The organism is Gemmobacter aquarius (assembly GCF_003060865.1).
In the GTDB taxonomy this organism is placed as follows: Bacteria; Pseudomonadota; Alphaproteobacteria; order Rhodobacterales; family Rhodobacteraceae; genus Paragemmobacter; species Paragemmobacter aquarius.
The window spans coordinates 333370-350016 of record NZ_CP028918.1 but is presented as its reverse complement, the minus strand read 5'-3'; the positions used below and the strand labels follow the sequence as shown (position 1 = coordinate 350016).

Here is a 16647-nt window from a genome sequence, read left to right as displayed (position 1 = left end):
CCGAGATAGGCGATGCCACCCCCGCTGTCCAGAAGCCCCGCCCGAATGCGGGATTTACCTTTCGCGGCGCAGGCGGCAGTTTGCGGGGGCAAGGAGCGAAAACATGCTGCATCAGATAGCCCTCGGCACCGGCGTGATGATGGTTTCCATCCTGATCGGCGCGGTATCGGCCCTGCTGATGGAGATCGGCTTTTCCCGCTGGCACGGCTGGCTGGTGAAAGAACCGCACCGGCCCAAGATGATTCTGGCCGTGCTGACAGCCTCGCTCTGGGTGGTGGCCACCACCACTGCGGGGGTCTGGCTTTGGGCCATCGTCTATGACCTGCTCGGCGTCTTTGCGACATTCGAGGAGGCGCTCTATTTCTCGATCGTCTCTTTCACCACGCTGGGCTTTGGCGATGTGATCCTGCCGCATGAATGGCGTATCCTCTCGGGCATGACCGCGACCAACGGTTTTCTAAACTTCGGCCTGATGACCGCCCTGATGGTGGAAGCCTTCCGCCTGATCCGCACAGGTCAGGTCGAAGCGTCCCGCTGACGGCTGCGGTGCAGCGTGTAGATCCCGCTTCCCACGATCAGGGCCGACCCGATCAGGGTAAGCGCATCGGGGTGTTCACCAAAGACCACGACCCCTGCGATCATGGCAAAGACCAGCCGCGTATAGCGGAACGGGGTGACGGCCGAAATCTCTCCGGTCCGCATGGCGATGGTCAGCGCGTTATAGGCAAAGATGCCGAAGGCGGTCATGCCCACGACCAGCGCCGCCCCCGTGGCATCGGGCCAGACAGCGCCCCCCGTCACCGACAGGATGATCGCCCCCGCCAAGGCAAGCATCGCCATGCCGTAAACCCCAAGCTGCCGGTTCGACAGCACCTTGGGCGCCGCCCGCGTGGCCAGATCGCGCCCCGCAAAGCCGATCAGCCCGACCACCGTGACCAGCGAAAGCACGCTGAAGCCATCAAGACCGGGGCGCAAAATCACCAGAACGCCCAGAAATCCCACGACGATGGCCGTCCAGCGCCGCCAGCCGACCGTTTCGCCAAAGATCAGCGCAGCCCCCGCCACCACAACCAGCGGCGTCGCCTGCAAGATCGCCGATGCCACCGAAAGCGGCGTCAGCGCGATGGCCAGCGAATAGAACAACCGCCCCGTCACCTCGAACCCCGACCGGATCAGCAGGGGCCGCGACAGGGCCGCGGGGTGCAACACCGCCTCGCCCTGCCGTCGCGCCATGACCGCGAAAAACACCATGCCGATCACGCCAAAGGCCAGCAACGCCTGCCCCAGCGGCATATGCGCCTTGGCGGCCTTCAGGAACATGTCCTCGACGGCAAAACCCGCCATGGCGGCCACCATCCAGACCGCCCCGCGCAGGTTATCGGCGCGCAGGATGGCGGAGCGTTCCGTCAGGGTCACAGAACCCCCGCGAACTCCATCGCCGCCTTGATCTTTGCCTTGGTCCCCTCGGTCAGCGTAACCAGCGGCAAGCGCACCTCCTCGGAACACAGGCCCAGCAGCGACAGGCCGTATTTCGCCCCCGCCAGACCCGGCTCGATGAAGATCGCCTCGTGCAGCGGCATCAGACGGTCCTGATACTCCAGCGCCTTGCGGTAGTCGCCTGCCAGCGTTGCCGCCTGGAATTCGGCGCAAAGCTTCGGGGCCACGTTCGCCGTCACCGAAATGCAGCCCACCCCGCCATGCGCGTTGAAGCCCAGCGCGGTCGCATCCTCGCCCGAAAGCTGGATGAAATCGGCCCCGCAGGAGGCGCGCTGCATCGACACGCGTTCGATCTTGCCGGTCGCATCCTTGACGCCCACTATCCGCGGCAGTTCCGCAAGCTGGCCCATGGTTTCGGGCGACATATCCACGACCGACCGGCCAGGGATGTTGTAGATGATGATCGGCAGGGTGCAGCAATCGTGCAGCGCCGTGTAATGCGCGACCAGCCCCGCTTGGGTGGGCTTGTTGTAATAGGGCGTCACCACCAGCGCCGCATCGGCCCCCACGCGTTCGCAATGCTGGATCAGGCGAATGCCTTCCACCGTATTGTTCGACCCGGCCCCCGCGATCACCGGCACGCGGCCACGGGCGGCTTTCACCACCACTTCGATCACGGTTTCATGCTCTTCATGGCTGAGCGTGGGGCTTTCGCCCGTGGTCCCCACCGGAACCAGCCCGGTCGAGCCCTGTTCGATATGCCATTCCACCAGATGTTTGAGCGTATCGAGATCCAGCGCACCGTTCTTGAACGGCGTCACCAGGGCAGGAATGGACCCTTTGATCATGACACGTCTCTCCATTGGTGGGCGGATGAATCGCCCGTTGCAAACGCGCCCTTCCTAACGGTGTGGCAAAGGCTTGCCAAGCGGGGCGAAGTGCAAGGCCGCGCAGGATCGCACCGCTTGCCGATTGCCCGCGTTTGGGGCACATTCAACCCTAACGAATACCAATAATAAACGGACGAGCAGATGGGCCATTTCTCACGCCGCCTCGGGTGGCTGTTTTCGGCATTCTTGTGTTGCACACCCTTGGCTGCTGCTGCCGATGCGGCGGGCGCGATGCGCGATGCACAAGCCAGGGCTGCAGCGCAGGATTGGACGGGTGCGCTGTCCGCAGCCCAAGGCGCGGGCGAGATCGGGGCCGATATCGTCACTTGGCAATGGCTGCGGGCAGGCGGGGGTCGACTGGGGGATTACGAAGCCTTCCTTGCCCGCCGCCCCGATTGGCCGGGCCTGCCGCTGTTGCGCGAAAAGGGCGAAGAGGCGGTGGCGCGGTCAACCGATCCCGCCCGCGTGATCGCCTATTTCGCCGCAGACTTGCCCGAAACCGCCGAAGGCTCCATCGCCTATATCCGCGCCCTGCAAGCGCAGGGCCGCGCGGCAGATGCCGAGAACGAGGCATTCCGCGCCTGGACTACCCTGCCCTTTGGCCCCGAAAACGAACAGGCGCTGCTGGGTCTTTATGGCGAGGCGCTGTCGGTCGCGCATGAGGTCCGGCTCGACCGGCTGCTGTGGCAGAACCGCACCTCCGAGGCCAAGCGCATGCTGCCCCGCGTGTCGTCGGGCTGGCGTGCCGTGGCCGAGGCGCGGATGGCGCTGCATGCCGATGCCGATGGCGTCAACGCCATGATCGCCCGCATTCCGCCCGCGCTGCAAGCCGACCCCGGCCTTGCCTATGAACGGTTCAACTGGCGCTTCCGCCGCGACCGCGACGACGACGCCGCCGAAACCCTGATCGCGGCCTCGAAATCGCCCCAGACGCTGGGCGACCCCGACGCTTGGGCCGACCGCCGCGCCGCACTTTCCCGCGCTTTGCTGCGCGATGGCAAGCCCAAGGCGGCCTATCAGGTGGCCGCATCGCACCACCTGAAAGACGGATCGGATTACGCCGACCTCGAATTCCTGTCAGGCTGGATCGCGCTGCGCTTCCTTGGCGACCCCGCGACCGCGCTGACGCATTTCAAACACCTCGAAGCCGCCGTCTCGACGCCCATTTCCACCGCCCGCGCGCATTACTGGCAGGGCCGCGCCCTGCAAGCGGCGGGCGATACGGCGGGGGCAACCGCCGCCTACCAGATCGCGGCGCGCCACCAGACCGCCTATTACGGCCTGCTCGCCGCCGAAACGCTGGGGCTGAACCTCGACGACTCGCTCTTGTCGGAACAGCGCCCGCCCAACTGGCAAGACGCGGGTTTTGCGCGGTCGTCGGTCTTTGCCGCTGGCGTGCAGCTGGAAAAGGCGGGCGACCGGACGCTGGCCAAACGCTTCTTCCTGCATCTGGCCGAAAGCCTGAACGAGACCGAAATCGCCCAGCTTGCCCAGTTCTCGCTAGAGATCGACGAACCCCACCTTGCCGTTGTCATCGCCAAACAGGCGGCCGAACGCGGCATCATCCTGCCCCGCGCCTATTACCCCGTCCCGTCCTTCGTGCCGAACGAAGGGCTGGCCGTCAGCCGCGCCCTTGCCTTGGCGATCTCGCGGCGCGAGTCGGAATTCGACCCCGCCGCACGCTCCGCCGCCGATGCGCGGGGGCTGATGCAGGTGCTGCCTTCGACCGCCAAGCTGGTCGCGCCCCGCGTGGGGCTGGTCTATGATGGCGGCAGCCTGAACGATCCGGCCTATAACGTGAAGATCGGCACCGGATACCTTGCCCAACTGGTCGAACAGTTCGGCCCTTCGGTCGCACTCGTCGCTTCGGGCTACAACGCGGGGCCGGGCCGCCCGAAACGCTGGATCGCAGCCTTCGGCGACCCGCGCGACCCGTCGGTCGATGTGGTGGATTGGGTCGAGATGATCCCCTTTACCGAAACCCGCACCTATGTGATGCGCGTGACCGAAAGCCTTGTGATCTACCGCGCCAAGCTGAAAGGCGTGGCGGGGCCGGTGCGGATCACCTCGGAACTGCGCGGATAAAAGCCAAACCCGACCCGCCCTGTCGCGCTTGGCGCAGACGGGGCGGGGCCGGTCTTGGCCAAATGCCTAAAAATCAGACAGATCATGGCCACGCGTTACATCCCGCTTTTCCTTCGCCATTCCCCCACGCCCCGCGTGCAGAATTTCGCATTGCTGGCGGGGATGGAAGCTGCGGTGCGCGGCACGCTGATTTCGGCCATGCCGCTTGCGGTCTACAAGGGGCTGGGCAGTGCCGCCGCCACGTCCGAGGCCTATTTCCACGCCGGAATCGTGGCGCTGGTCTGGGGGTTGATGGTCCCGTGGTTCACCCGCCACGTGCCGCGCCGCTGGATGTATTCGGCGGGCTGCGGGCTTTACCTGATCGGCATGGCGCTGGCGATCCACGGCACGGCGCTGTCGGTGCAGGCCGCTCTCATCTGCCTTGCAATGGCGACGGCCACCACCTTTGTCTGCTTCAACGCCTATGTGCTCGATTATATCGACCGCGCCGAACTCGGGCGCACGCAATCCACGCAGATGGTCTATGCGGCTGGTCCTTGGGCCATTGGCCCCATGCTGGGCGTCTGGCTGCATGATGTCTGGGCGCCCGCGCCCTTCCTTCTGGCCGGAACCTTTGCGTTGGCGCTGCTGGCGACATTCTGGGTGCTGCGGCTTGGCAATGGCAAGCAGATCGCCCGCGCCAAGGGGCCTGCGCTGAACCCGCTGGCCTATCTGGGCCGCTTCTTCCGCCAGCCCCGCCTGATCGCCGGATGGATGTTCGCGGTGATGCGGTCCTGCGGCTGGTGGGTCTATGTCGTCTACTTGCCGATCTTTTGCATCGAGGCGGGCTTGGGCGACAAGGTCGGCGGCGTCGCCCTGTCGCTGTCGAACGCGCTGTTGTTCATCTCGCCCCTGATGCTGCGCTATGTGCGGCGTGCTTCGGTCCGCCAAGGCGTGCGGCTGGCCTTTGGCGTCTGCGGCGCCTTGTTCTTCGTCTCGGCCCTCGTCGCCCCGCTGCCATGGCTGTCGGTTATCGCCATGATGGGGGCGGCGTTTTTCCTTGTGGTGCTCGACGTGGTCGGCGGCTTGCCCTTCCTGATGGCGGTCAAACCGTCCGAACGCACCGAGATGTCGGCGGTCTATTCCAGCTTCCGCGACGTGTCGGGTATCCTGACACCGGGCGCTGCTTGGCTGGTGCTGCTGGTTGCCCCCGTGCAAGGCGTCTTTGCCGCCGCCGGATTGGGGTTGCTCGCGGCTTATGCGGTCGCAAGCCAGTTGCACCCGCGTCTTGGATCACCCCGCCCGTCGGCCGGAAACCTTAGTCCAAAAGACGCCGCGCGATGACCTGCGCCTGAATCTCGGCAGCCCCTTCGAAGATGTTCAGGATACGCGCATCGCACAGGATGCGGCTGATCTTGTATTCCAGCGCGAACCCGTTGCCGCCGTGGATTTGCAGCGCATTGTCCGCCGCAGCCCAAGCCACCCGTGCCCCCAGAAGCTTGGCCATCCCCGCTTCCAGATCGCAGCGCCTGTCATGGTCCTTTTGCCACGCGGAAAAATAGGTAAGCTGCCGCGCCACCATGATCTCGACCGCCATCATCGCCAGCTTTCCGGCCACGCGGGGAAATTCGATCAACGCCTTGCCGAACTGCTTTCGGTCGGTGGCATAGGCCATGCCCGCTTCCAGCGCGGATTGCGCCACACCAACGGCGCGGGCGGCAGTCTGGATACGGGCGCTCTCGAAGGTCTGCATCAACTGCTTGAACCCCTGCCCTTCGACCCCGCCCAAAAGGTTTTCACCCTTCACACGGAAATCGTCGAAGTTGACGGTATATTCCTTCATCCCGCGATAGCCCAAAACCTCGATCTCGCCACCCGACAGGCCTGCATCGACGAACGGGGTCTCATCCGTCCCCGGGGTCTTTTCGGCAAGAAACATCGACAGCCCGCGATAGTCGGTCGTCGCATCGACCGACCGCGCCAGAACCGTCATCACATGCGTTCGCGCTGCATGGGTGATCCATGTCTTGTTGCCGGAAATGACCCAGTCATCCCCATCGCGCCGCGCCCTGGTGCGTAGCGCGCCAAGGTCAGACCCTGTGTTCGGTTCGGTGAACACCGCCGTGGGCAGGATTTCCCCGCTCGCCAGCTTGGGCAGCCACTTGGCCTTTTGTTCGTCGGTACCGCCACACAGGATCAACTCGGCGGCAATCTCGGTGCGCGTGCCGAGGCTGCCGACCCCGATATAGCCACGGCTCAATTCTTCCGACACCACGACCATAGACGCCTTGGACAGGCCGAAACCGCCGAACTGCTCGGGGATGGTCAGCCCGAAGACGCCCATCTCGGCCAGTTGGTCGATCACCTCCATCGGGATCAATTCATCCTTCAGGTGCCAGTCATGGGCAAAGGGGATCACCTGCTCGTCGGCATAGCGGCGGAACTGGTCGCGGATCATCTCCAGCTCTTCGTCCAGCCCCGTTACGCCGAATGTCGCCCGCCCGTGGTTGTCCTGCATCAACGCAACCAGCCGTGCACGGGCGGCGGGCGTGTTGCCCGCAGCCATCAGCAGCGCGGCAGCGGCCCCCGCCTGCGCCGCATCGACCCACAGGTCGCCAAGCCGCGCGGTTTCTCCCTGCGACATCGGGATGCCGCCGTAAATCTGCGCCAGATACTCGCCATAGGCGATTTGCAGGATCAGCGCCTCCATCTCGCCGAACTGCCCCGCAGCCTCGACCCGCACGGCCCATGCGCGCATCTGGCGCAGGCTTTCGACATAAGTGGCCAGCCACGCCAGCGCATGGGCGCCAAACTGGTGCTCTTCCAGCGCCGCAGCCGACACCTTGCCGGCCAGCGTGACCCGCTCGCGCAGGTTTTCGCGTGCCGTGTGAAACAGCGCCTCGGCCTCGGGCAGGGCAGCGGCGGTCAGGCCGAACAGATCGGCAAGAAGCGGCGTCTGGGGCATGGGCTGGCCGTCATGGGGCATGGGTTCACCTGTCGGATCGGGTTTTCTGCAACTGCGAGATAGCTAGAGCGGAATGCACAGCCAAGCAACATAGTTTCACCAAAAAAACGCCAGACGTAGTAAAATGTCGCAGCGGATCGTCGCTCGGGCATGACAGTCCGTCCGCCCTTCCCATTGCCGCGCCAAGCCGCCACTCTGCCGCCAAAGACGAAAGGGCAGGCATGGACCTGATCATGGCAGGGCAAGGCGCGGGCGCCTTCTGGGTGGCGGTCGCGGTCACGCTGGTGGCCGGATTCGTCAAGGGCGCGGTCGGCTTTGCCATGCCGATGATCATGATAAGCGCCTTTTCCAGCTTCCTGCCGCCCGACCTCGCGCTGGCAGGACTGATCCTGCCGACGCTCGTAACCAACCTCAGCCAAGCCCTGCGCCAAGGCATAGGCCCCGCCCTTGCCACCACCGCCAAGTTCTGGCGCTTCTTGCTGGCAATGGCGGTCTTCATCATCGTCTCGGCGCAATTCGTGCGCGTGCTGCCGCAACCGGCGATGCTGCTTTTGCTGGGCGTGCCGATCACGGCCTATGCGGCGTTCAACCTGTCAGGCCGCAGCCCGACCCTGCCGCTGCGCCACCAGCGCGTCGCGGAATGGGGGTTGGGGGTGCTGGGCGGGCTGTATGGCGGCGTGTCCGGCGTCTGGGGCCCGCCGCTTCTGGTTTACCTTTTGTCCACCGGAGTGCCAAAGCTCGAAACCGTCAGGGCGCTTGGCGTGGCCTTCCTGCTGGGCGCGGTCACGCTTTTGGGCGCGCATATCCAGACCGGCCTTGCCAACCCCGCCTCGCTGGGCTTTTCCGCCGCACTCGTCATTCCGGCGCAGATCGGCATGTCGCTGGGATACGCCCTGCAAGACCGTCTCGACCAGAACCGCTTTCGCTGGTGGACCCAAGCGGTGCTGATCGTGATGGGCCTGAACCTGATCCGCCGCGCCCTGATGTAAGGGCGCGGCGCAGCGCGTCAGATCTGCCCGAGCAGCGTCTCGCCCACCGACAGCTCGCAAGCGCCGGGCTTTTCCTCGGTGTTCAAGACCTTGACCACACCATCCTCGGCATAGATCGCATAACGCACCGACCGGTCGAGCAAGCCCACCACACCGGCGCTGAAATCCATGCCGATCGCCTTGGTGAAGGAAGCATCCGCATCGGCCAGCAGCGTAACCCCCGCCTTGCCCGCGCCCGTGGCCGCATCCCAGGCTTCCATCACCCACGGATCGTTGACCGACACGCAGATGATCTCGTCGATCCCCTTGGCCGCGAATTTCTCGCGCGTCCGCATGAAGCTGGGCAGGTGGATGGTGGAACAGGTGTCGGTAAACGCCCCCGGCAGGCCGAAGACCACGACCTTGCGGCCCTTGAGCTTGTCGCCCAGTGCGACGGGTGCGATATTGCCATCTTCACGCTTCAACAATGTGGCCTCGGGCAGCTTGGCCCCCACGGAAATCGTCATTCTTCGTCCCTCTTCGCGTTGCGTTTCGTCCAGTGCGGGATATAGGGTCCGGCCCGAACGAAGGCCAGTCTTGGCAGGCAGGGAGACGCGCATGGCGCATGTCATCATCATCGGCGCAGGTCAGGCCGGAGCGGCCTGTGCCGCCAAGCTGCGCGGCCTTGGCTTCGACGGCGCGATAACCCTGATCGGTGAGGAACCCAAGCCCCCCTACCAGCGCCCGCCCCTGTCGAAGGCCTATCTTCTGGGCGAGATCGGGGAAGAACGGCTCTGGCTCCGCTCGGCCGATTTCTACGCCGACCAGTCGATCACCCTGCGCCTTGGCACCCCCGTTGCCGCCATAGATACGGTGGCGCAGACCGTCACCGTCGGCGGTGATGTGCTGTCCTATACCGACCTCGTGCTGACCACCGGCTCGACCCCGCGCCGCTTGCCCGCAGCCGTGGGCGGTGACCTCGCAGGCGTCTACACCGTCCGCACGCTGGCCGATGTCGATGCGATGCGGGCCGAATTCGGCGCAGGCCGCAGGCTGGTGATCGTGGGCGGCGGCTATATCGGGCTGGAAGCGGCAGCAGTCGGCGCGAAACTGGGGCTGGACGTGACCGTGCTGGAAATGGCCCCCCGCATCCTGCAACGGGTGGCCGCACCCGAAACATCCGACTATTTCCGCGCCCTGCACAGCGCCCGTGGCGTCAAGATCATGGAATCGACCGGTCTCGACCGCCTGCTTGGCGAGGCCCGCGTGACAGGCGTTCGCCTGACCGACGGGCGCGAACTGCCCGCCGATTTCGTCATCGCAGGCGTGGGCATCCTGCCCGCCACGGCACTGGCCGAGGCGGCGGGCATCGCGCTGGAAAACGGCATCCGCACCGATGCCATGGGCCGCACCTCGGCCCCGCATGTCTGGGCGGCGGGCGATTGCGCGTCATTCCCGTGGCAGGGCGGGCGCTTGCGGCTGGAATCGGTCGGCAATGCCATCGACCAGGCCGAAGCCGTGGCCGCCAACATCACAGGGGCCAACGCGCCCTATACCGCGCAACCGTGGTTCTGGTCGGATCAATACGACACCAAACTGCAGATCGCAGGCCTGAACAGCGGATATGACCGCATCGTGACGCGCGGCCCCGAAGGTGACGCGGTGTCCTTCTGGTATTTCCGCGGCGAAACCCTGCTTGCGGTGGATGCGATGAACGACAGCCGAGCCTATATGGTCGGCAAACGCCTGATCGAACAGGGCCGCAGCGTGGACCCCGCCGCCATCGCCGACCCTGCGACCAACCTGAAAGCCCTGCTGAAGTAATGCGTATCATCGGCGGCCAATTCCGCGGCCTTCACCTCGCCCCCGTGGGCGACGGAGACCCCAAGGCGCATCTGCGCCCCACCTCCGACCGCGTGCGCGAGTCGATCTTCAACCTGCTCATAAATGGCGGCCACGGCGACCCGATCACCGGCGCCCGCGTGCTCGACCTCTTCGCGGGCACCGGCGCCTTGGGGCTGGAAGCCCTGTCACGCGGCGCGGCGCAGGCAACCTTCGTCGATGACGGCACCGCCGCCCGCGCCCTCTTGCGCCGCAACATCGAACTGACCCGCACGGGTGGCGTAACCGATGTCTGGCGCCGTGACGCGACCAAGATGGGCGCAAACAAGGGCGACCGTTTCGGCCTTGTGTTCCTCGACCCGCCTTACGGCAAATCGCTTGGCGAAGCCGCCCTCGCCTCGCTGCTGTCGGGCGGCTGGCTTGCCCCCGACGCACTGGTGGTATGGGAGGAAGGTGCGTCCCCCCTGCCCCCCGCCGGTTTCGACACCGTCGACCAGCGCCGCTATGGCGACACGCATGTCACCCTGCTGCGGCTGCGCCCATGACGCCCCGTGCCGTGATCTTCGATTGCGATGGCGTGGTGGTGGACAGCGAACACCCCACCCTGCTGATGGTGCAGGCCGATCTTGTCCGCTACGGCCTGCCCGTCAGCCTTGACGAGTTGAACGCGAAATACGTGGGCGGCACGGTAGAGACCGTCGCCACCCGCGCCCGCGCCGCCGGTGCGAACCTGCCCGACGATTGGGTGGCCGATTTCTACCGCCGCATGTATGCCATGCTGCGCGAGAACACCGCCCTGATCGACGGCATCACCGGAGTGTTCGACGCGCTCGACCGCGCAGGCATCCCCTTTGCGATGGGGTCGAACGGCACCGTCGAAAAGATGCACATCACCTTGGGCCAGCACGGCTTGATCGACCGCTTCCGGGGGCACCTCTATTCCGGCCAAGCCATCGGCAAACCCAAACCCGCGCCAGACCTGTTCCTGCTCGCGGCATCGCGCCTTGGCATCGAACCTGCCGGTTGCGTGGTCATCGAAGATTCGGTCGCAGGCGCCACCGCCGCCCGCGCTGCCGGAATGGCCTGCTTCGGCTACGCCCCGCAGGGCGACCACCCCGCGCTCGCAGCCACGGGCGCGCGGCTCTTTTCGTCGATGCACGCCCTGCCCGCGCTTCTGGGCCTGTAGCGAAATCTGACGCAGATTTCGCGCCGGTTTTTGACGCAAAAACCGGTGTCCGACGCTGCGCCCGGAATTTGCGTCAAATTCCGCCGCGATTTCTTCGTAAGAAATCGCTTACCCGAACACCGACATCACCTGATCCAGCGGCTTCTTCCGCTTGGCCACCGCAGGCACCGTGGCCCCTTCGGCAGGCCAGCCCACCGGCAAGATCATCACCGGCTTCTCATGGTCGGGCCGCCCCAGCAAAGGCCCCAGAAACTTCATCGGGTTCGGCGTATGTTCGAGGCAAACCAGCCCCGCATGATGCAGCGCCGCGATCAGAAACCCCGTGGCAATGCCAGTGCTTTCCGGCACGTAGTAATTCTTGTAGCGAGCGCCATCCATCGTGACCCCGTACCGCTGCGCAAAGACCACGATCAACCATGGCGCATCGGTCAGATGCGGCTTTTCCGCCCCTGTCCCGATGGGTTCCAAAGCGGCAAGCCACTCGTCGCTCGCCCCGCCCGCATAAAAGGCCCGCTCTTCCTCCTCGGCGCCCTCCCTGATCCGCGCCTTGAGGCCCGGATCGGCCACCGCCACGAAATGCCAAGGCTGGTGGTTCGCCCCCGAAGGTGCTGTCGCCGCCGTGGCGATGCAGGCGGCGATCACAGCTTCGGGCACCATGCGGGTGGAAAACTGCCGCACCGAATGGCGCTTTTTCATATAGGCCAGAAACGCCTCGGCCTGCGCCAGCGCCTGACCATCCGGCACCTGAACGCGGTCGGGCAGGGCCAGCGGCTGATAGCTCACCTCACCCTTGCGATACATCAGCCGCCTCCGATCAAAGCCCCCGCCGCAAAGACCAAAGCACCACCCAACACCACCTGCAAGGCCGCCCGCAGGAAAGGCGTCTCCATGAAGCGGTTCTGGATCCACGCAATCGCCCACAATTCGACAAAGACAACCACCATGGCGATGATCGTCGCCGTCCAGAAATCGGGTATCAGATAGGGCAGCGCGTGCCCCATCCCGCCCAGCGTCGTCATCACCCCTGACGCCAACCCGCGCTTCCACGGACTGCCCCGCCCCGACAGCACCCCGTCATCATGCGCGGCTTCGGTGAACCCCATCGAGATACCGGCCCCCACCGAAGCCGCCGTGCCCACCAGAAAGGTCGTCCACGTATCCTGCGTGGCGAAAGCCGTGGCAAAGATCGGCGCGAGCGTGGACACCGACCCGTCCATCAGCCCCGCCAGCCCCGGTTGCACCCATGTCAGGATGAACTGCCGCCGCGCGGTCGCGTCCTCGGTTTCGCGGGCCTCGCCGGTCAGATGCGCCTCGGCCAACTCCCCCGCCCGCCGTTCATGCCCGGCCTCGGCCGCCGCCAGATCGCCCAGCAGCTTGCGCGTGGCCGCATCGGTCGTCGCCTGCGCGGCGCGGGTGTAAAAGCGGTGCGCCTCGGCCTCCATCGCCGCCGCTTCGGTGCGGATCGTGGCGATGGGCAGGTTCGCCGTCAGCCACACCGGCTTGCGCGCATAATGCCCCGCCACATGCTCGCGCCGGATCAGCGGGATCACCTCGCCAAACCGGCTGCGGTGCAATTCGATCAGCCGTTGGCGATGGGCATCTTCCTCCCGCGCCATGCCGTCGAACACGGCAGCGGATGCGGCGTATTCGCCCCGCAACCGTTCCGCATAGCTGCGGTAGATGCGGGCGTCGTCCTCCTCGGAGGAGATGGCGAGCGCCAGAACCTCTTGCTCGGTCAGATCGGAAAAGCGGCGGCGGGTGGTCAGTCCGGGTATCATCGAAAGGCACACCTGTCAGTTTGGAATCATTCTAAGATAACGAAGCCCCGCGCTGCGGCAAGCCGAAAAGACCGGACCGCTTGTCGCAGGGGCCACGCCTGTCTATGCTGGGAAACGTGGGGGGAAACCATGTCCGCAACCGTGACCGCTCTGCCCGCGCCGACCATCCGCAGGGGCCGCAAGTTCGATCAGGTGCTCGACGGCGCGCGCCGCATCTTCCTGCGCGACGGCTTCGAAGGCGCCTCGGTCGATGACATCGCCCGCGAGGCAGGCGTCAGCAAGGCCACGCTTTACAGCTATTTCCCCGACAAACGCCTGCTGTTCACCGAAGTCGCCAAGGCCGAATGTTCCCGTCAGGCGACCGAAGCCGCCGCCCTGATCGACGACACCGCCCCCGTGGCCGAGGTGCTGCGCGTGGCCGGAACCCGCATCGTGCGCTTTGGCCAATCCGAATTCGGCCAGCGCATGTTCCGCATGTGCGTGGCCGAAAGTGACCGTTTCCCCGCCTTGGGCCAGGAATTCTACCACTCCGGCCCCTTGATGGTGCGCCAGCGTCTGGTCGGCTACCTGTCCAAGGCGGTCGCACGGGGCGAAATCGCGGTCGATGACCTCGACCTTGCCGCCGACCAATTCGCGCAACTGTGCAAGGCGGACCTGCATGACCGCGCCATCTTCGGCATCAACGACGCCAAGCCCCGCGATGTGACACGGGTGGTCGAAGGCGCGGTTGCGATGTTCATGGCCCGCTACGGGCGGCGTTAGGCGCAGTCGCGCTGGCCGATGCGACCAGCCGCACGCGGCTTTCCGGACCCTTCGGATCAAGTTCGAAATGGTCCGGCCTTGCCCGCAACCAGGCCCGCCACTGCTTTTCCGGCGTTTGCGAAGCACGAAAACCGATCGTGCCGTGCAGAGAGTTCAGCCGCACAATCTCCAACCCTGTCGCATCCCCCTTGGTGCGGATCAATTCCTTCACAAGCGCAAGTATAGGCCGCTCGGTCTTCTCACCCGCCTCTTTCGCCCAGTCGCTGTGCAGGGCGATGTCGCCGAACACCTGCCCCGACACCACGCGTCCCATCTCGCGGGCGTGGCGGTCGATCTCGGGGCGGAACGACTGGGGGATGTTGTCGCCGTCGATCAGAACGGCGACACGCGACGCGGCAGGGCCGGAAACAGGCGAAAGAGATGTCATGGCAAAGGTCTTTGCAGAATCAAACTGCGTTAACCTTTAGCACGACTCTCCCGAGGGTCGGGTTGAATTAGCCGTTCTCGCGCAGGATCGCTCCGGCGAGATAGAGCGACCCGCAGATCAGCACGCGGGCGGCGGGCGTTGCGGCGGCGATTGCGGCCAAGGCCTCGGCCACCGATCCAGCTGCCACCGCGTCGATCCCCGCCGCGCGGGCGGCATCTGCCGTCTCATCGGCGGGAAGGGTGTTCTTTTCCCCCGGTATGGTCACGGCATGCAGCCGCGTCACATGGGGGGCAAGCGGCACCATATAGCCCGTGACATCCTTGGTGTTCAGCATCCCGCAAATCACATGCGTCTCGCGTTCGGGCATCCGCGCCAGCGTGGCGGCCACCGCCTCGCCCCCTGCCGGATTGTGCCCGCCGTCCAGCCACAACTCGACCGAAGGCGCGCTGTCGACCAGCGGCCCACGGCGCAGGCGCTGCATACGGGCGGGCCATTCGGCACGGGTCACGGCGGCTTCGACCGCAGCCTCGTCGCGGCCCAGATGGCGCAACGCGGTGATCGCGGCACCGGCGTTCTGGATCTGGTGCGGTCCGGGCAGGTTCGGGAGCGGCAGGTCCAAAAGCCCCCGCTCGTCCTGATAGAGCATCCGCCCGTTTTCTTCCCAGACATGCCAGTGCTGGCCATAAACCAGCAAGGGCGCGCCCAGCCGTTCGGCCCGCGCCTCGATCACGGCAAGCCCCTCGTCTGTCTGCGGTCCCACGATGCAGGGCACGCCGCGCTTGATAATCCCGGCCTTTTCGCCCGCAATCGCGCCGACCGTATCGCCAAGGAACGCCTGATGGTCCAGACTGACCGGCGTGATGATCGACAGCGCCGGTTCGATCACATTGGTCGCATCGAGCCGCCCGCCCAGCCCGACCTCAAGCAAGGTCCAATCCGCAGGCGTGCGCGCAAAGGCGAGGAAAGCCGCGCAGGTGGTGATCTCGAAAAACGTGATCTCGTCCGCACCGTTCTTTGCCACACACTCATCCAGCAGCGTGGTCAGCGCAGGTTCAGAGATCAACTCGCCCGCCAGCCGGATGCGTTCATGAAACCGCGCCAGATGCGGCGAGGTATAGGCATGCACGCGGCTTCCCCCCGCTTCCAGCCCCGCGCGGATCATCGCCTGCGTGCTGCCCTTGCCATTGGTGCCCGCGATATGGATCCCCGGCGGAATGGCGCGTTCGGGATTGCCGAGCAACCCCAGCAAGCGGTGCACGCGGTCAAGCGTCAGGTCGATGACCTTGGGGTGCAAGGTCATCATCCGTTCGAGGACGGCATCGGAACCGTAAGCGGTGGCCATGTCAGGCTTCGGCAGGCTGCAAGGTCAACTCGCCCCGGATCGCGGGCGGCTGTCCGGTCAGCATGCGGATGATCGTCACCAACTCCTCGCGCAGCGCCTTGCGATGCGTCACGCGGTCCAGCATCCCGTGATCCAGCAGATATTCCGCCCGCTGAAACCCTTCGGGCAGCTTTTCGCGGATGGTCTGTTCGATCACGCGGGGACCGGCAAAGCAGATCAGCGCATTGGGTTCGGCAATCTGCACATCGCCCAGCATGGCGTAAGATGCCGTCACCCCGCCCGTGGTCGGGTGGGTCAAGACGACGATATAGGGCAGCCCCGCCTCGCGCAGCATCTGAACCGCGACCGTGGTGCGCGGCATCTGCATCAGCGACAAGATCCCTTCCTGCATCCGCGCCCCGCCAGCAGCCGAAAACAGCACCAAGGGGCGCTTCATCTCGACCGCACGCGCGGCGGCGGCCAGAATAGCGTTGCCGACATACATGCCCATCGATCCGGCCATAAAGCTGAAATCCTGCGCCACGGCGACAATCGGCGTGCGGGCAATCTCGCCCTCGGCCACCAGCATCGCCTCGCGCTCTCCGGTCGCCTTTTGCGCGGTCTTCAGCCGGTCGGGATATTTTTTCTGGTCGCGGAACTGCAACGGATCGACCAGCGCATCCGGCACCTTGACCTCGGTAAAGATACCGCCATCGAACAGCGCCCCGAACCGTTCCCGCGGGCTGATCGCCATGTGGTGGTCGCAATGGGTGCAAACGTTCAGATTGGCCTGCAATTCGCGGTGAAACAGCATCGTGCCGCATTCGGGGCACTTGGTCCACAGGTTCTCGGGCACTTCGCGGCGCGAGAAGAGCGAGTTGATCTTCGGGCGGACGTAATTGGAAATCCAGTTCATCGCGAGGCGCAGCCCTTTGGTCGTGGCGGTCTGTTATCCGCGGACAGATAGTCCGGCGGGGGGTGAATTGCAATTGTCAGGGCGATGTTCC

17 protein-coding genes are annotated in these 16647 nt (G+C 65.4%); 8 read left to right on the top strand and 9 right to left on the bottom strand.

What is annotated here, in order from left to right:
• Window positions 1-103: 103 nt before the first annotated feature.
• Window positions 104-538 carry an ion channel gene (locus HYN69_RS01630; RefSeq protein WP_108434207.1) on the top strand — a complete coding sequence of 145 codons (435 nt, stop codon included), beginning with the start codon at window positions 104-106 and terminating at the stop codon, window positions 536-538.
• Here the strand turns inward: HYN69_RS01630 and HYN69_RS01625 are convergent.
• Both HYN69_RS01625 and dapA read right to left on the bottom strand, forming a co-directional pair.
• Window positions 517-1344, bottom strand: coding sequence for a DMT family transporter (locus HYN69_RS01625; protein WP_230426538.1), 828 nt, complete (start codon window positions 1342-1344; stop codon window positions 517-519). The genes HYN69_RS01630 and HYN69_RS01625 overlap by 22 nt on opposite strands.
• A 68-nt stretch (window positions 1345-1412) precedes the next feature.
• A complete protein-coding gene (gene dapA / locus HYN69_RS01620; RefSeq protein ID WP_108434206.1) occupies window positions 1413-2285 on the bottom strand; it encodes a 4-hydroxy-tetrahydrodipicolinate synthase in 873 nt (290 codons plus the stop codon).
• Window positions 2286-2468: 183 nt separating this feature from the next.
• Here dapA and HYN69_RS01615 point away from each other — a divergent pair, with 183 nt between their 5' ends.
• Window positions 2469-4412, top strand: a complete 1944-nt coding sequence (locus HYN69_RS01615; protein WP_108434205.1) for a lytic transglycosylase domain-containing protein — start codon at window positions 2469-2471, stop codon at window positions 4410-4412.
• 84 nt (window positions 4413-4496) lie between these two features.
• Window positions 4497-5735, top strand: coding sequence for an MFS transporter (locus tag HYN69_RS01610; protein ID WP_108434204.1), 1239 nt, complete (start codon window positions 4497-4499; stop codon window positions 5733-5735).
• Here HYN69_RS01610 and HYN69_RS01605 read toward each other — a convergent pair.
• Complete coding sequence (locus tag HYN69_RS01605; RefSeq protein ID WP_108434203.1) at window positions 5710-7377, bottom strand: acyl-CoA dehydrogenase family protein; 1668 nt, start codon at window positions 7375-7377, stop codon at window positions 5710-5712. The genes HYN69_RS01610 and HYN69_RS01605 overlap by 26 nt on opposite strands.
• A gap of 200 nt (window positions 7378-7577) precedes the next feature.
• Here HYN69_RS01605 and HYN69_RS01600 point away from each other — a divergent pair, with 200 nt between their 5' ends.
• A complete protein-coding gene (locus HYN69_RS01600; RefSeq protein ID WP_108434202.1) occupies window positions 7578-8345 on the top strand; it encodes a sulfite exporter TauE/SafE family protein in 768 nt (255 codons plus the stop codon).
• A gap of 17 nt (window positions 8346-8362) precedes the next feature.
• On the opposite strand, the gene HYN69_RS01595 is transcribed toward HYN69_RS01600, so the two are convergent.
• Complete coding sequence (locus HYN69_RS01595; RefSeq protein ID WP_108434201.1) at window positions 8363-8851, bottom strand: peroxiredoxin; 489 nt, start codon at window positions 8849-8851, stop codon at window positions 8363-8365.
• Between the two features lie 91 nt (window positions 8852-8942).
• On the opposite strand from HYN69_RS01595, the gene HYN69_RS01590 reads away from it, so the two are divergent.
• The 3 genes from HYN69_RS01590 to HYN69_RS01580 are packed head-to-tail and all read left to right on the top strand — an operon-like array spanning window position 8943 to window position 11352.
• On the top strand, window positions 8943-10148 hold the full coding sequence (locus HYN69_RS01590; RefSeq protein ID WP_108434200.1) for an NAD(P)/FAD-dependent oxidoreductase: 1206 nt from the start codon (window positions 8943-8945) through the stop codon (window positions 10146-10148).
• Window positions 10148-10711, top strand: coding sequence for a 16S rRNA (guanine(966)-N(2))-methyltransferase RsmD (rsmD, locus tag HYN69_RS01585; RefSeq protein ID WP_108434199.1), 564 nt, complete (start codon window positions 10148-10150; stop codon window positions 10709-10711). Before HYN69_RS01590 ends, rsmD begins: the two co-directional genes overlap by 1 nt.
• A complete protein-coding gene (locus HYN69_RS01580; RefSeq protein WP_108434198.1) occupies window positions 10708-11352 on the top strand; it encodes an HAD family hydrolase in 645 nt (214 codons plus the stop codon). Before rsmD ends, HYN69_RS01580 begins: the two co-directional genes overlap by 4 nt.
• Before the next feature lie 108 nt (window positions 11353-11460).
• Here the strand turns inward: HYN69_RS01580 and HYN69_RS01575 are convergent, their stop codons facing one another.
• Complete coding sequence (locus HYN69_RS01575; protein WP_108434197.1) at window positions 11461-12153, bottom strand: nitroreductase family protein; 693 nt, start codon at window positions 12151-12153, stop codon at window positions 11461-11463.
• Entirely contained in the window at window positions 12153-13130 is a 978-nt protein-coding gene (gene mbfA, locus HYN69_RS01570) for an iron exporter MbfA (RefSeq protein WP_108434196.1), read from the bottom strand. The genes HYN69_RS01575 and mbfA overlap by 1 nt, the downstream gene beginning before the upstream one ends.
• 129 nt (window positions 13131-13259) lie before the next feature.
• Here mbfA and HYN69_RS01565 point away from each other — a divergent pair, with 129 nt between their 5' ends.
• A complete protein-coding gene (locus tag HYN69_RS01565) occupies window positions 13260-13892 on the top strand; it encodes a TetR/AcrR family transcriptional regulator (RefSeq protein WP_230426457.1) in 633 nt (210 codons plus the stop codon).
• On the opposite strand, the gene HYN69_RS01560 is transcribed toward HYN69_RS01565, so the two are convergent.
• The 3 genes from HYN69_RS01560 to accD all read right to left on the bottom strand — a co-directional run bounded on the left by HYN69_RS01560 (window position 13867) and on the right by accD (window position 16556).
• Window positions 13867-14319, bottom strand: coding sequence for a PIN domain-containing protein (locus tag HYN69_RS01560; RefSeq protein WP_108434195.1), 453 nt, complete (start codon window positions 14317-14319; stop codon window positions 13867-13869). The two genes, HYN69_RS01565 and HYN69_RS01560, sit on opposite strands and share 26 nt — an antisense overlap.
• Window positions 14320-14386: 67 nt before the next feature.
• A complete protein-coding gene (locus HYN69_RS01555) occupies window positions 14387-15661 on the bottom strand; it encodes a bifunctional folylpolyglutamate synthase/dihydrofolate synthase (protein WP_108434194.1) in 1275 nt (424 codons plus the stop codon).
• A 1-nt stretch (window position 15662) separates the two neighbouring features.
• A complete protein-coding gene (accD, locus tag HYN69_RS01550; RefSeq protein ID WP_108434193.1) occupies window positions 15663-16556 on the bottom strand; it encodes an acetyl-CoA carboxylase, carboxyltransferase subunit beta in 894 nt (297 codons plus the stop codon).
• Between the last annotated feature and the right edge of the window lie 91 nt (window positions 16557-16647).

What these genes read in the sequence shown, in the direction of transcription:
- HYN69_RS01555 (WP_108434194.1), bottom strand. Translation starts at nt 15,661, where the DNA reads ATGGCCACCGCTTACGGTTCCGATGCCGTCCTCGAACGGATGATGACC.
- HYN69_RS01630 (WP_108434207.1), top strand. Translation starts at nt 104, where the DNA reads ATGCTGCATCAGATAGCCCTCGGCACCGGCGTGATGATGGTTTCCATC.
- HYN69_RS01595 (WP_108434201.1), bottom strand. Translation starts at nt 8,851, where the DNA reads ATGACGATTTCCGTGGGGGCCAAGCTGCCCGAGGCCACATTGTTGAAG.
- dapA (WP_108434206.1), bottom strand. Translation starts at nt 2,285, where the DNA reads ATGATCAAAGGGTCCATTCCTGCCCTGGTGACGCCGTTCAAGAACGGT.
- HYN69_RS01605 (WP_108434203.1), bottom strand. Translation starts at nt 7,377, where the DNA reads ATGCCCCATGACGGCCAGCCCATGCCCCAGACGCCGCTTCTTGCCGAT.
- HYN69_RS01600 (WP_108434202.1), top strand. Translation starts at nt 7,578, where the DNA reads ATGGACCTGATCATGGCAGGGCAAGGCGCGGGCGCCTTCTGGGTGGCG.
- HYN69_RS01565 (WP_230426457.1), top strand. Translation starts at nt 13,260, where the DNA reads ATGTCCGCAACCGTGACCGCTCTGCCCGCGCCGACCATCCGCAGGGGC.
- HYN69_RS01575 (WP_108434197.1), bottom strand. Translation starts at nt 12,153, where the DNA reads ATGTATCGCAAGGGTGAGGTGAGCTATCAGCCGCTGGCCCTGCCCGAC.
- HYN69_RS01580 (WP_108434198.1), top strand. Translation starts at nt 10,708, where the DNA reads ATGACGCCCCGTGCCGTGATCTTCGATTGCGATGGCGTGGTGGTGGAC.
- HYN69_RS01590 (WP_108434200.1), top strand. Translation starts at nt 8,943, where the DNA reads ATGGCGCATGTCATCATCATCGGCGCAGGTCAGGCCGGAGCGGCCTGT.
- HYN69_RS01615 (WP_108434205.1), top strand. Translation starts at nt 2,469, where the DNA reads ATGGGCCATTTCTCACGCCGCCTCGGGTGGCTGTTTTCGGCATTCTTG.
- mbfA (WP_108434196.1), bottom strand. Translation starts at nt 13,130, where the DNA reads ATGATACCCGGACTGACCACCCGCCGCCGCTTTTCCGATCTGACCGAG.
- HYN69_RS01610 (WP_108434204.1), top strand. Translation starts at nt 4,497, where the DNA reads ATGGCCACGCGTTACATCCCGCTTTTCCTTCGCCATTCCCCCACGCCC.
- HYN69_RS01625 (WP_230426538.1), bottom strand. Translation starts at nt 1,344, where the DNA reads ATGGCGGGTTTTGCCGTCGAGGACATGTTCCTGAAGGCCGCCAAGGCG.
- HYN69_RS01560 (WP_108434195.1), bottom strand. Translation starts at nt 14,319, where the DNA reads ATGACATCTCTTTCGCCTGTTTCCGGCCCTGCCGCGTCGCGTGTCGCC.
- accD (WP_108434193.1), bottom strand. Translation starts at nt 16,556, where the DNA reads ATGAACTGGATTTCCAATTACGTCCGCCCGAAGATCAACTCGCTCTTC.
- rsmD (WP_108434199.1), top strand. Translation starts at nt 10,148, where the DNA reads ATGCGTATCATCGGCGGCCAATTCCGCGGCCTTCACCTCGCCCCCGTG.